8 protein-coding genes are annotated in these 14,068 nt (G+C 71.5%); 2 read left to right on the top strand and 6 right to left on the bottom strand.

Annotated features, from left to right (window positions below; genetic code table 11):
• Positions 1-309: 309 nt before the first annotated feature.
• Both AB0M28_RS08475 and AB0M28_RS08470 read left to right on the top strand, forming a co-directional pair.
• Positions 310-771: a DUF4259 domain-containing protein gene (locus tag AB0M28_RS08475; protein ID WP_365399793.1), complete on the top strand. Its 462-nt coding sequence runs from the start codon at positions 310-312 to the stop codon at positions 769-771.
• 189 nt (positions 772-960) lie between these two features.
• On the top strand, positions 961-3,822 hold the full coding sequence (locus tag AB0M28_RS08470; protein ID WP_365399790.1) for an immune inhibitor A domain-containing protein: 2,862 nt from the start codon (positions 961-963) through the stop codon (positions 3,820-3,822).
• 94 nt (positions 3,823-3,916) lie between these two features.
• Here AB0M28_RS08470 and glgB read toward each other — a convergent pair whose 3' ends face one another.
• The 6 genes from glgB to AB0M28_RS08440 form a co-directional block, all read right to left on the bottom strand.
• Positions 3,917-6,226 (bottom strand): 1,4-alpha-glucan branching enzyme, encoded by a 2,310-nt coding sequence (glgB, locus tag AB0M28_RS08465; RefSeq protein ID WP_365399787.1) that lies wholly within the window; start codon positions 6,224-6,226, stop codon positions 3,917-3,919.
• Positions 6,227-6,443: 217 nt separating this feature from the next.
• The gene (locus AB0M28_RS08460; RefSeq protein ID WP_365399785.1) at positions 6,444-7,883 is read right to left on the bottom strand and encodes a phosphotransferase; all 1,440 of its coding nucleotides are present in this window, start codon (positions 7,881-7,883) and stop codon (positions 6,444-6,446) included.
• 129 nt (positions 7,884-8,012) lie between these two features.
• On the bottom strand, positions 8,013-9,725 hold the full coding sequence (gene treS, locus AB0M28_RS08455; RefSeq protein ID WP_365399782.1) for a maltose alpha-D-glucosyltransferase: 1,713 nt from the start codon (positions 9,723-9,725) through the stop codon (positions 8,013-8,015).
• Positions 9,726-9,779: 54 nt separating this feature from the next.
• Positions 9,780-11,780, bottom strand: coding sequence for an alpha-1,4-glucan--maltose-1-phosphate maltosyltransferase (locus tag AB0M28_RS08450; RefSeq protein ID WP_365399907.1), 2,001 nt, complete (start codon positions 11,778-11,780; stop codon positions 9,780-9,782).
• 244 nt (positions 11,781-12,024) lie between these two features.
• Positions 12,025-12,693 (bottom strand): TetR/AcrR family transcriptional regulator, encoded by a 669-nt coding sequence (locus tag AB0M28_RS08445; RefSeq protein WP_365399779.1) that lies wholly within the window; start codon positions 12,691-12,693, stop codon positions 12,025-12,027.
• A gap of 25 nt (positions 12,694-12,718) precedes the next feature.
• Complete coding sequence (locus AB0M28_RS08440; RefSeq protein ID WP_365399776.1) at positions 12,719-14,041, bottom strand: hypothetical protein; 1,323 nt, start codon at positions 14,039-14,041, stop codon at positions 12,719-12,721.
• Positions 14,042-14,068 lie beyond the last annotated feature (27 nt).

Raw genomic sequence — 14,068 nt, 5'->3', positions numbered from 1 at the left:
ATGTTGCGTTGCGCTGCGGGGGCTTCGCCCCCGGGCCCCCTTTGCGGGCTGCGCCCGCGTCGCGCCTGCGGCGCTCGTCCTCAAACGCCGGACGGGCTGGGGTGCGTCCTTCGCCCTATTGCCTGGTGGCCGGCTTGTCGGCGGTGCGCGCCTCGTCCTCAAACGCCGGACGGGCTTGAGTGCGACCTTCGCCCCGATGCCTGGTGCCTGGTGCCTGGTGCCTGGTGCCTCTTGCCTCGTGACGGCGGGCGGCGGGCGGCGGCGTCGCAGGTCGGGGGGATTGTCAGTGGTGGCTGCGAGGATCTGGGTATGGGTACTTGGGGTATGGGGCCGTTTGACAACGATCACGCGGCGGACTTTGCGGGGGATCTCGACGAGCTGCCGGTGGGGGAGCGGATCGGGGCCGTTGAGAAGGCGCTGCTGGTCGCGGCCGAGTCCGAGGGCGAGCTCGCGGCGGACATCGGCGATCACGCGGTGGCCGCGGCCGCCGTCATCGCCGCGGACCTCCCCGGCGGTGACCCCGTGGGCGTGTACGGGCCTGAGGAGCCGCTCGGTGCGATTCCGGACTGGATGCCGGCCCTGGCGCTGAAGGCCCTGGACCGGATAACCGGCCCGGAATCGGAGCTGGCGGAGCTGTGGGACGACACGGAGCACGGCCCTCAGTGGCGCTCCGTCATACGCCGCCTGCGCCGGGTGCTCGCGGCCCGGGGGCTCGAGCAGGAGGGCCTGTGGGGTTACGGGGCGGAGGATCTGGGCGGCCCCCGGTCCTGACCTGGGTGATCGCCCCACACGGCCAACTACCCCCGTACATAACCGGAGATACCGCGTTTCGCCCCCTCCCCATGCCGTGCGGGAGCTGGAATAGTCCGACCGTGTGATTGCGTCAGGGGTTCGAGTTTGTTGTGACGCGATCCGATCGAGGCTTCCTTCACGACCGAGGAGGAGACATTGCCCGGGGCAATGGTTCGTTCCAAGAGACTCAGACTTTCCGCCGCATTAGGAGTCACCGCGCTCCTCGTCGGCGGCCTGACGGGCACGACGAGCGGTGTCGCGATCAGCGCCGGCGCCGCGGAGCAGACTTACGTACCCAATGCCGGTGACGCCTATATCAACTACGCCGATCCCGAGGACGGCCAGCTGCTGAGCAAGGAGGTGCAGGTCGGCAGGACGCCGGACGGGAAGCCCATCTACGGCAGCGAGCCGACCGAACTCGCCGAGCAGCTCGGCAAGTACGCCAACGGCAACCCCCGCACCGGCCGGGTCCTGGCGCAGCAGGAGCGGGAGTGGCAGCGCTCGGGGAAGAGCCCGCAGGACCAGCGCTTCAAGAGCGCGAGCGAGACCCAGAAGGCGAAGCTGCTCACGATCCTGGTCGAGTTCGACCAGAACGCCAATGACGACTTCACCGGCACCATGGTCCCCCGCGCCACCTTCGACGACGACCTGACTCCGGACGTCGACGAGCGCGAGTGCATACCCGCGGAGGACAACCCGAACTTCCCGGCCGTGCAGAACGGCCCGGTGCACAACAACATCCCCAACCCGGCGACGGCGGCCCACAAGGACAACAACTCCCTGTGGATCCCGGACTTCTCGCCCGATTACTACAACGACATCCTCTACACCAAGCGCGGCTACACCGACCGCGTCCGCCCCGACCTCACCGGCCCCGACGGCCGCAAGGGCATCGACATCTCCGGCAACACCATGGCCAACATGTACTCCGAGATGTCCAAGGGCCGCTACACCGTGACCGGTGAGGCCACCGAGTGGATCACCGTCCCGCACTCCGAGGCGTGGTACGGCGCTGACACCTGCACCCAGGACGCGAACGGCAACTGGGTGGCCGGCGCCGAGCAGGACATGAACGGCCACCCGGACAACCCGTCCGGCCCCGGACAGCTCGCGATCGACGCGGTCAAGGCCCTCGCCGCGGCGCAGCCGGACTTCCCGTGGGAGGACTACGACATCGAGAACCCGTCGCTTCCCGACGGCGGCTTCGGCGTCCCCGACGGCATCGTCGACCACCTGGTGCTCGTCCACGCGGGCGAGGACAAGTCGGGCGGCGGCGGCGCGCAGGGCCCGTTCGCGATCTGGGCACACTCCTCCGCGGTCGTCCCGGGCTTCACCATCCCGGGCACCGACAAGGCGATCAGCAACTACATCGTCCAGCCCGAGGACTCCGGTGTGGGCGTCTTCGCCCACGAGTACGGCCACGACCTGGGCCTGCCCGACGTGTACGACATCGGCTCGGGCGGCGAGTCCGACGTCGACTTCTGGGACCTGATGTCCTCGGGTTCGCACACCGGCCCGATCTTCCAGAGCCTGCCCACGCACATGGGCCTGTGGGAGAAGTTCGCCCTGGGCTACGCCGAGCCCAAGGTGTTCGAACCGGGCGACGCGGCCCGGAGCGTCGCCGTCGGCCAGTCCTCGCGTACTCCGAAGGGCACCGAGGACGGCGTACTGGTCAAACTGCCCACCAAGGTCACCAAGCTGGCCGAACCGCACAGCGGCAGCGGGATGTGGTGGAGCAGCAGCGACCAGTCCTGGGCCGACGTGAAGCTGACCCGGTCCATCGACGTGCCGAGCGGTTCGGACGTCCGCTTCTGGTCGTGGAACAACTACTCGATCGAGGCGGACTGGGACTTCGGTTTCGTCGAGGTGTCCACCGACGGCGGCAACACGTTCACGGAGCTGAAGGTCCGCGACGAGGCCGGCAACCTGGTCTCGACCGACGACGACTACCCGGACCCCAACGGCCGCCTGGGCGACTACGGCGGCAAGAAGTACGGCCTCACCGGCAGCACCGACGGTGCCTGGCGGCACGACTACGTCGACCTCACCCCGTACGCCGGACAGACGGTCCAGCTGCGGCTGCGGTACGCCACCGACGCGGCGTTCGAGGACCGGGGCTGGTTCTCCGACGACTACTCCGTGACCAACGGCACCACCACGGTATGGAGCGACGACGCCGAGTCCGGGGACAACGGCTGGACGCCGGCCAAGGGCTCCTTCGTCGGCTCCACCGGTGCCGGCTGGCACATCATGGACGGCGAGCTGCGGGCCGAGCACTACTACCTGACGGAATGGCGCAACCTGGACGGCTTCGACAAGGGCCTGAAGTACGCGTACGACACGACCTACTCGCGCGACGGCGCGTGGAAGGTCGAGCGCACGCCGTACAACGCGCCCGGCATGCTCGTCTGGTACCGCGACCCCACGTTCGGCGAGGGGCTGAACTTCACCAACCTCACGCTGAACAACCTCGGCGGACTGCCCAGCCACGGCGCCAAGGGCGGGCTGCTGCTGGTGGACTCGCACTTCGATCCGCTGCGGCGGACCGGAACCGCGGCGGACAAGGACCCGTCGACGCTGAACAACCTGCCGGGGCGGCCGCAGTCCTCCAACAACGCGTTCACCCGGGGCAAGACGTACCCCTTCACGGAGTGCCTCGAGGCGCCGGGCGAGCCGTTCAGCGAGTACTGCACGAAGTTCGGCCCGCAGGCGGGGGTCTCCACCTTCACCGACGGCAAGGGCTGGTACCCGGGTATGGAGATCCGGGGCAACCGTGTCTTCTACAAGGACGCCGACGCCTCGACGGTCGTCCCGTCCGCCGGCAACCAGCCGTACTCGGTGCGGGTGACGGACGCCGACGGCAACCCGCTGCCCGATCTGTACGGCACGGACCTCGGTCTGGGCCAGCCGCTCGGCACGGGCAACCCCGCGGACGACGGTGTCGCCATGGGAGTGAAGTTCGAGATCCGCTGGGACGCGCTCAACCACCAGTGGGCGCTGATCAAGGTCACTCCGCCTCCGGCGGGGTGATCGCGGTCACTCCGCCTCCGGCGGGGTGATCACAGTCCGTTGAACGACGGTGCCCCGGCCGGGACCTCCCGGCCGGGGCACCGCCGCGTCCGCGCTACGCCGGCCGCAGCCACACCGTCCCCAGCGGCGGCAGCGTGAGCGTGACGCTCGTCGGCTGCCCGTGCCAGGCGACGTGCTCCGGCTTCAGCGGATCGGGGTTCCCGGTGTCGCTGCCGCCGAAGCGGCGCTCGTCGGTGTTCAGGACCTCCTGCCACGCCGGGTGGTGGCCGGGCGTCCCGATCCGGTAGTCGTGCCGTACCACCGGGGCGAAGTTGCTGACCGCGACGAGCGGGGAGCCGTCCGCGTCGAAGCGGGCGAAGGCCAGCACGTTGTCGTCCGCCGCCCCGCCCTCGATCCACTCGAAGCCGTCCGGCACGGTGTCCCGCTGCCACAGCGCGGGGGTGGCCAGATAGACCCGGTTGAGCTCGCGGACCAGATCGCGTACGCCCCGGTGGTCCGGCTCCGCGGAGTACGACGGGTCGAGCAGCCACCAGTCGGGCCCGTGCCACTCCGCCCACTCCGCGCCCTGCGCGAACTCCTGGCCCATGAAGAGCAGCTGCTTGCCCGGATGGCCCCACATGAAGGCCAGATAGGCCCGGTGGTCGGCGCGCTGCTGCCACCAGTCGCCGGGCATCTTCGAGACCAGCGAGCGCTTGCCGTGCACGACCTCGTCGTGGGAGATGGGCAGCACGTAGTTCTCGCTGTACGCGTACACCATCGAGAAGGTCATCTCGTGGTGGTGGTACTTGCGGTGCACCGGCTCGTGGGCCAGGTAGCCGAGCGAGTCGTGCATCCAGCCCATGTTCCACTTCAGCCCGAAGCCGAGCCCGCCGAAGCCGGAGGGGCCGGTGTGGTGGGTGGCGCGGGTGACGCCGTCCCAGGCGGTGGACTCCTCGGCGACGGTGACGACGCCGGGGCAGCGGCGGTAGACGGTGGCGTTCATCTCCTGGAGGAAGGCGACGGCGTCGAGGTTCTCCCGGCCGCCGTGGGCGTTCGGGGTCCACTCGCCCTCCTCGCGGGAGTAGTCGAGGTAGAGCATGGAGGCGACCGCGTCCACGCGCAGGCCGTCGACGTGGAACTCCTCGCACCAGTACACGGCGTTGGCGACGAGGAAGTTGCGCACCTCGGCCCGGCCGTAGTCGAACTCCAGCGTCCCCCAGTCGGGGTGCGCGGCCCGCGCCGGGTCCTCGTGCTCGTACAGGGGTCGGCCGTCGAACTCGGCGAGCGCCCAGTCGTCCTTCGGGAAGTGCGCCGGCACCCAGTCGAGGATGACGCCGATGCCGGCCTGGTGCAGGGTGTCGACGAGGTGGCGGAAGTCGTCGGGGGTGCCGAGGCGGGCGGTGGGGGCGTAGAAGCCGGTGACCTGGTAGCCCCAGGAGCCGCCGAAGGGGTGCTCGGCGACGGGCATCAGCTCGACGTGCGTGAAGCCCAGGTCCTTGACGTACGCGGGCAGCTGCTCGGCCAGTTCGCGGTAGCCGAGGCCGGGGCGCCAGGAGGGGAGGTGGACCTCGTAGACGGAGAAGGGCGCCTCGTGCGTCGGGACGTCGGCGCGGTGCTCCAGCCAGTCCGCGTCCGACCAGCGGTGGCGGGTGGAGGTGACGATGGACGCGTTGGCGGGCGGCGGCTCGGTGCGGCGGGCCATCGGGTCGGCGCGCATCGTGTGGCCGCCGTCGGCCTTGGCGATGTCGAACTTGTACGCCTCCCCCTCGTGGACGCCGGGGAGGAACACCTCCCAGACGCCGGAGCTGCCGAGGGAGCGCATCGGGTAGACGGTGGCGTCCCAGTAGTTGAAGTTCCCGGCGACGCGCACGCCCCGGGCGTTCGGGGCCCAGACGGTGAAGCGGGTGCCGGCGACGCCGTCGACCGTCATGGGGTGCGCGCCGAGCGCCTCCCAGAGGCGTTCGTGGCGGCCCTCGCGGATCAGGTGCAGGTCGAGGTCGCCGAGGGTGGGGAGGAAGCGGTACGGGTCGTGGGTCTCGACCACGTCGGCCACGCTGTCCGCGCCGTCCTCAGCGGTGCCGTAGGTGACGCGCAGGCGGTACGACGGGAGCTTGCGCTTGCGGGGGAGGAGCACGGCGAAGAACCCGTCGCCCTCGTCGTACAGCTCCACCGGCCTGTCCCGGCCGCGCTCGACGGTCACGGCGGTCACGGCGGTGGCGTACGGGCGCAGCACGCGGATCACGACCCCGCCGGGGGCGGGGTGGGTGCCGAGCACGCCGTGCGGGTCGTGGTGCCGGCCGGTGAGGAGGCGGTGGCGGTCGTGGTCGGGGAGGGGAGGGGCGGGGCGGGGGGTGGTGGGGGGCTTCTCGGCAGGGGTGGTCTTCCCGGCAGGGGTGGGCTTCGCCGCTGGGGCCTTCCTGGCCACGCGCTTGGCCGGGGTCTTTTTCGCGGGGCGGGCAACCTCGTCCGCGGAAACGGTGGTCTGAGGGGTAGGGGCGGACGGCCCGGGCGCTGCGGCGGCCCGGGGACGTACGCCGGAGCTGCGGGAGCGACCGGTGCCACCAGTGCTACCGGTGCCACCGGGACTGTCGGGCGGGAGGTGAACGGACACGATGCTGACTCCTAAGCGGCGTGGGCGACGGTCAGGCGGCGGCGAGACGGCGGATCGCGGACAGCGGTACGTCGAGCCAGTCCGGGCGGTGCCGGGCCTCGTAGAGCACCTCGTACACCGCCTTGTCCGCCTCGTACGCGGTCAGCAGCTCCGGCTCCCGGCGCGGATCGGCGCCGGCCGCCGCCGCGTAGCCCGCGCAGTAGGCGTCGCGGGTCCGCCGGGCCCAGTCGGGGCCGGCGTCCACGGAACGGGCGGCGTAGTCGAAGGACCGCAGCATGCCGGCGACGTCGCGGGCGGGTGGCTGGGGGCGGCGGCGCTCGGCGAGGGGGCGGGCGGGTTCGCCCTCGAAGTCGATGACGGACCAGCGGGACGCGGCCGGGCTCCAGAGCGCCTGGCCGAGGTGCAGATCGCCGTGGATGCGCTGGGCGTGCCAGGTGCGGCCGGCGTCGCCGAGGGCGGTGAGCCGGGCGAAGTTCGCGGCCAGCGCGTCGCGGTACGGCAGCAGGGCGGGGACGGCGGCGGCCGTGGCGTCGAGGCGCTCCGTCATCAGCGCGGTGAGGTGCTCGATCTGCTGTCGGCGCAGCACCATCGTGGGCAGCACCCGCGCCAGCGCGGTGTGCACCTCGGCGGTGGCCCGCCCCAGCTCCCGCGCCTCGGCGAGGAAGGCGTCGCCGCGGGCCGCCGCGGCCGGCGCCAGCTCCCAGCCGTCCGTGGCCCCGGCGAGGAACGGCTGCAGCACGCCCAGCGTCGCCGGGCCGCCGTCCGCGTCCGCCAGGTCGGTGGACTCGAACCACGCGGCCGGCGCCGGCACGCACGCGGCGCCCGCGCGGGCGAGGGCCAGGGGCAGTTCGAGGTCCGGGTTCGCGCCGGGGTGGACGCGGCGGAAGAGCTTCAGGATGAGCTGGTCGCCGTACACGACCGAGGAGTTCGACTGCTCGGCGGAGAGTGGGCGGGAGGTCAGGCCGGCGGGTATGTGCGCGCCCGGCTCCCGGGAGAACACCAGCGGTCCGAGCCGTCCCGGCAGCCTCAGCCGCTCCAGCAGCATCCCCGTCGGTCGCGGGTCGCCCAGCGCGTCGTACACCCCGGCCCCGCGCAGCGGTCCGTCCCCGGCCACGCCGACCGCCCACGGCGCCAGCACAGGCGGCAGCGGTGCCGGGCGCAGGCCCAGCAGCAGCTGGTAGACGTCCGTCACCGGGCCGGGCTGCTCGACGCGTATCAGCAGATGGAGCAGCCCGGGCGCGGCGCCTTGGTAAGGGAGCAGCTCCGTGACCGACGCGAGCGCCAGCTCGGTCACCGGCCGGCCCTTGCCCGCGAACCACCGCTGGCGCGGAACCCACTCGCTCAGCAGCGGCACCAGGGACGGCGCCACCCCGCGTTCCGCGGGCGGCCGTTCGGCCGCGCGTGGGCCGGGCGGGGCGTCCGGGGTTCGGGGAGCGGGGGTCCTCGCGACGTTCCGGATGCTGTCCGCCATGGTCTGCACACTCCTCGGCTCGCGGGCTCTGGTGGTGCCGTGCGGTGGTCGGTGCGGGTGGGGTGCTGTGGTCGGTGCCGTGCGGTGGTCGGTGCGGTGCGGTGCGGTGCGGTGGTCGGTGCGGTGTGCTCACTCCTGGCGGAGGCGGAACCAGTAGAAGCCGTGACCCGCCAGGGTCAGCAGATACGGCAGCTCCCCGATCGCCGGGAAGCGCACCCCGCCGATCAGCTCCACCGGGTGCCGTCCCGCGAAGGCCCGCAGGTCGAGCTCGGTGGGCTGGGCGAAGCGGGAGAAGTTGTTGACGCACAGCACCAGGTCGTCGGTGCCGTCGCCGTTGGGCGGTGCCGAGCGCAAGAACGCCAGCACGGCCGGGTTGGACGACGGCAGCTCCTGGTAGGTGCCGAGGCCGAAGGCGCGGTTCTGCTTGCGGACCTCGATCATCCGGCGCGTCCAGTGCAGGAGTGAGGAGGGGGAGGACATGGCGGCTTCGACGTTGGTGACCTGGTAGCCGTGGACGGGGTCCATGATGGTGGGGAGGTAGAGGCGGCCGGGGTCGCAGGAGGAGAAGCCGGCGTTGCGGTCGGGGGTCCACTGCATGGGGGTGCGCACCGCGTCCCGGTCGCCGAGCCAGATGTTGTCGCCCATGCCGATCTCGTCGCCGTAGTACAGGATGGGCGAGCCGGGCAGGGACAGCAGTAGCGCGGTGAAGAGTTCGATCTGGTTGCGGTCGTTGTCCAGGAGGGGGGCGAGGCGGCGGCGGATGCCGATGTTGGCGCGCATGCGGGGGTCTTTGGCGTATTCCGCGTACATGTAGTCGCGTTCTTCGTCGGTGACCATCTCCAGGGTCAGCTCGTCGTGGTTGCGCAGGAAGATGCCCCACTGGCAGCCGGCGGGGATCTCGGGGGTCTTGGCGAGGATCTCGGAGACGGGGTAGCGCGATTCGCGGCGGACGGCCATGAAGATGCGGGGCATGACGGGGAAGTGGAAGGCCATGTGGCACTCGTCGCCGCCGGCGGGGTAGTCGCCGAAGTAGTCGACGACGTCCTCGGGCCATTGGTTGGCCTCGGCGAGCAGCACGGTGTCGGGGTAAGCGGCGTCGATCTCCTTGCGGACGTGCTTGAGGAAGTCGTGGGTCTCGGGCAGGTTCTCGCAGTTGGTTCCCTCGCGGGCGTACAGGTACGGGACCGCGTCCAGCCGGAAGCCGTCGATGCCCAGATCCAGCCAGAACCGCAGTGACGCGAGCAGCTCCTCGCGCACCCTCGGGTTGTCGAAGTTCAGGTCGGGCTGGTGGGAGAAGAAGCGGTGCCAGTAGTACTGCTTGCGCACCGGGTCGTACGTCCAGTTGCTGGACTCGGTGTCCACGAAGATGATGCGGGCGCCCTGGTACTGCTTGTCGTCGTCGGCCCACATGTAGTAGTCGCCGTACGGGCCGTCGGGGTCCTTGCGGGACTCCTGGAACCAGGGGTGCTGGTCGCTGGTGTGGTTCACGACGAAGTCGATGATCACGCGCATACCCCGCTGGTGCGCGGAGTCCACGAACTCCACGAAGTCCGCGAGGTCGCCGAACTCCGGCAGCACCGCTGTGTAGTTGGAGACGTCGTAGCCTCCGTCGCGCAGCGGGGACTGGAAGAACGGCGGCAGCCACAGGCAGTCGACGCCCAGCCACTGCAGATAGTCCAGCTTGGCGGTCAGCCCCTTCAGGTCCCCGACGCCGTCACCGTTGCTGTCCTGGAAGGAGCGCACCAGGACCTCGTAGAAGACGGCGCGCTTGAACCACTCCGGGTCGCGCTCCTCGGCGGGGGTGTCCTCGAAGGTGTCGGGGACGGGCTCGTTGACGATCATGTGCGGGGGACCCTCCGATCACGGGATCAGCGAGTGTGGTGCGGTGGGCGGGCTTCAGTGCCTGGGCGGCAGCACGGTCAGAACATGGGCCGGGGCGGGGTCGCGGCCCGGGTCCAGCCGTACGTAGTTGTGCCGCCCCCAGGCGTACGTCTCGCCGGTGAGCTCATCGCGCACCAGCAGGGGCTCACTGCCGGTCTCCTGGGCCAGGGAGGCGCCGAGTTCCGGCATGTCCAACGAGACGGTTGCCTCGTGGGTGTGGTACGGGTCGAGGTTCACGACCGTGACGACGGTGTCGCGCCCCCGGCGCTTGGAGTACGCGATCACCTGGTCGTCGTCCGTGTGGTGGAAGCGCAGATTGCGCAGCCACTGCAGGGCGGGGTGGCGGCGCCGGACCTCGTTGAGCAAGCGCAGCAGCGGGGCCAGCCCCTCGGTCTCGGCGCGCCGCCAGTCGCGCGGCCGCAGCTGGTACTTCTCGGAGTCGAGGTACTCCTCGCTCCCCGGGCGCACGGGCGCGTTCTCGCAGAGCTCGTACCCGGCGTACACGCCCCAGCTCGGCGAGAGGGTGGCCGCCAGCACGGCGCGTACGGCGAACGCCGGGCGCCCGCCGTGCTGCAGATAGGCGTGCAGGATGTCCGGGGTGTTGACGAAGAAGTTGGGCCGCAGATAGCTCGCGGTCTCGCCCGCCAGCTCCGTCAGATACTCGGTCAGCTCCTGCTTGGTGTTGCGCCAGGTGAAGTACGTGTACGACTGCTGGAAGCCCGCCTGGGCCAGGGCGCGCATCATCGCGGGGCGGGTGAACGCCTCCGAGAGGAAGACCACGTCCGGGTCGGAGCCGTTGATCTCCCCGATGACCTCCTCCCAGAAGGACACCGGCTTGGTGTGCGGGTTGTCCACCCGGAAGATCCGTACGCCGTGGTCCATCCAGTGCCGCAGCACCCGCACCGTCTCGCGGACGATGCCGTCGAAGTCCGTCTCGAAGAAGACCGGGTAGATGTCCTGGTACTTCTTCGGCGGGTTCTCGGCGTACGCGATCGTGCCGTCCGGCCGGTGGCGGAACCACTCGGGGTGCTTCTCGACCCAGGGATGGTCCGGGGAGCACTGCAGCGCGAAGTCCAGGGCCACCTCCAGCCGGTGGCGGCGGGCCGTGGCCACGAAGTGGTCGAAGTCGTCGATCGTCCCGAGATCCGGGTGGACCGCGTCGTGCCCGCCGGCCGAGGAGCCGATCGCCCAGGGGCTGCCCACGTCGTAAGGGCCGGGGGAGAGGCTGTTGTTGGGGCCCTTGCGGTAGGCGCTGCCGATGGGGTGGACGGGCGGCAGGTACACCACGTCGAAGCCCATCGCGGCGACCGCCTCCAGCCGCTCGGCGGCGGTGCGCAGGGTGCCGCTGACGGGGCGTTCCAGCCCGGCCGGGTCGACCTTCGCGCCCTCGGAGCGGGGGAAGAGCTCGTACCAGGAGCCGTACAGCGCCCGCTGGCGCTCCACCAGCAGCGGAAGCGGATCGGAGGCGGTGACGTGCTCGCGCAGCGGATGGCGGCCGAGTATCTCCAGCAGCTCCGGGCCGAGCGCGGCGGCCAGCCGCTCCGCTATCGGCCAGGTCTCGTCGCGCAGGGCGGCGACGGCCTCGCGCACGGCGCCGCGGTGGGCCTTCGGTACGCCCTCGGCCGCGCGCTCGTGCAGCAGCGCGCCTTCCTCCAGGACGAGTTCGGGGTCGATCCCCGCCGGGATCTTGATCTCCGCGTGGTGCCGCCAGGTGGTGAGCGGATCACCCCAGGCCTCGACCGTATACGTCCAGCGGCCCTCCCCGGTCGGGGTGACCTCGGCGCCCCAGCGGTCGGTGCCGGGGGCCAGCTCGCGCATCGGGGTGTACGGGCCGGGTCTGCCCCGCGGGTCGACGAGCACCACGTTCGCGGCGACCGCCTCGTGCCCCTCGCGGAACACGGTGGCGGTGACCTGGAAGGACTCGCCGGTCACCGCCTTCGCGGGGCGCAGCCCGCAGTCGGTGCGGGGGTGGACATCACGGATGGGTATACGGCCGATCTGCGCGGACAATCGGATCACCTGGCGTCACGGTTCGGGGGCTTTGGTGAAGGTTGTTCGTAAAACGCTGGATGTGCTCGAAGGGGATGCGGTGAGCCTTCCACGGCCGGAGGCGGCGCAATCCGGCCGCAGGTGAACTACTCGTGCGTAGCGTGCGGCTGCTGACGCATTGCCTGGATGCGACATTAACCGACACCTCGGGCGTCGGCGAGCCTCGCCGTCGGGTTGGGGAGAAAGGTTTTGCCGGGGCTTGGCGGTCGGCTCAGGCGGGGTCCAGGGTCCGCGCCAGGTAGGCGTGCAGCAGGGTGCGCGTCTCGGCGACGAGCGTGGGGTCGCCGTTCCGGTCGGTACGGAACGCCAGTTGCAGCAGTGCGTCGGCGGCCTCGACCGCGACCAGGCAGGCGCGGTCGATCGCCTCCGTGGGCGGGATGCCGAGGCGTGCGGTGAGCAGTTCGCAGAGCCGGGCGGCGACACGGAGGTTGGCGGGGGCCGCCGGGTCCGGAGGGCCGGGTACCCCGAAGTCGATCAGGCCGAAACCCGGGACGGTGCGCTTCATCTCCAGATACGCGTCGAGCATCGCGTCGATGACGCGGCGCCAGCCGCCGGGGCGGTCCGTCTTCCCGCCCGTATCGGTGGCCGCGTCGCCGTCCGTGTCGGGGTCGCGGTCCAGCCTTGCCTGGATGCGGACGGCGAACTCGTCCAGATTGCGGTGGGCCAGGGCGGCGGCCAGCTCCCGCTTGTTGCCGAAGAACCGGTACACGGAGCCGATGGGCACGCCCGCGCGTTCGGCGACGGCCCGGGTGGACAGGGCCTCGTAACCGGACTCGTCCAGCAGGGCGGCGCAGGCGTCGAGGATCCGGACCAGGCGTTCGGCGCTGCGCTGCTGGACGGGGGTGCGGCGCAGCGTGGGCGCGTCGGTCGGTGCTTCCATCCGGTCCATTGTCCGTCATGCCCCGTCAGGCCTGGAGCAGCAGGGTCAGCCCGCCGGTGGTGTAGCAGATCATCAGGACGAGCAGGGGGACTTGTCCGGCGACCGCGCGGGCGGGCGGGAAGAGGCGCACCGAGCGGTCGTGGGCGGCGATCACCCCGAGGACGTGGCCGAGGACGATCGCGCCGACCTGGAGGGTGGCCAGGCCCCCCGGGGAGAGGAGATCCGCAGGTGGGGGCGGATTGTCAGTGCCCCATGCGATGGTGACTGTACGTGGGGCCTCGATGGCGAAGAGTGAGAAGTAGTGGGCGATCAAGTAGCCCGTGGCGATGGGCAGAAGGGAGTGGGCGAAGGCGTTGACCGGGCGCCGCACCGCAGGTCCCGGCCGGCGGCCGGAGATCAGCCGGGCGGCGAGGGCGCAGCCGGTGTAGAGCAGGGCGACCAGGGCGCAGGCGGCGCTGAGGCCGAGGGTGGCGGCACCGGTGCGGCCGAGGGAGGAGGTCTGCAGGGTGTCGATCCACCACGGCGCCTTGGAGAAGCCGTCGTACGCGGTGCTGCCCAGCATCGCGCAGACCGTGGCGGCGAGTCCGGGGGCGACGGGCACGGCGTCCAGGCTGTGGAAGGGGTTGCGCAGGACGAGACGGCCGTCGTGGGCGCGGCGGCCCAGCGGCGAGAGATGGCCGAGGAGCGAGGAGTACGCCTCGAACGCGTCGCCCTTGTCGAACCAGCCCGCGCCGTACACGGCGGCGGCGGTGAGCTGGGCGACGGCGTAGAGGGAGAGGAAGGTGAGCAGCGAGGAGCGGGAGGCGGGCTCGGCCGAGGCGAGTTCCAGCCAGGTGAACGCGAACAGCCCGGCGGCCGCGGGCCAGTAGCCCAGCCACCCGGGCAGCGGCCGGCCCGCGGCCGGATCGCGGCCGAGCGCGCGGCAGCCGGCGGCGTGCAGCGTGCGCAGGGGGTTGAGCAGCCGCCAGACGGGGCCCAGCAGGAGGGAGGCGGGGACGAGCCCCACCCACAGCAGGACGTACACGGCGCCCGGTGCGGGATTGCGGTCGGGGTCGTCCGGCCCGAGGAGGAGGTGGCCGGCGACGAACACGGCCGCGGCGAGGCCCAGCACCCGCAGGGTGCGGCGCAGGGCGGCGCTGTCCGCGGCGCGGCGCACCGCGGCGGGCAGGGCGCGGCCCGCGGTGGCGCCGGCGAAGCGGGGCGAGGGCCACAGCAGGCCGAGGGCGAGGAAGGAGACGAACAGGGCGGTGAACGCGCCCGCGTAGGCGTAGAAGGCGGAGATCGGCAGGTCCTGACGGCTGCCGATGCCGTGGGCGAGGTCGAGGGTGTGAGCCGGGGTGAGTGTCATGGGGAGAGTGGGGGTCATGGGGTGTCG

This window comes from Streptomyces sp. NPDC051940, from assembly GCF_040680895.1.
Taxonomy (GTDB): Bacteria; Actinomycetota; Actinomycetes; order Streptomycetales; family Streptomycetaceae; genus Streptomyces.
This window is presented reverse-complemented; position numbering and strand designations above follow the sequence as displayed.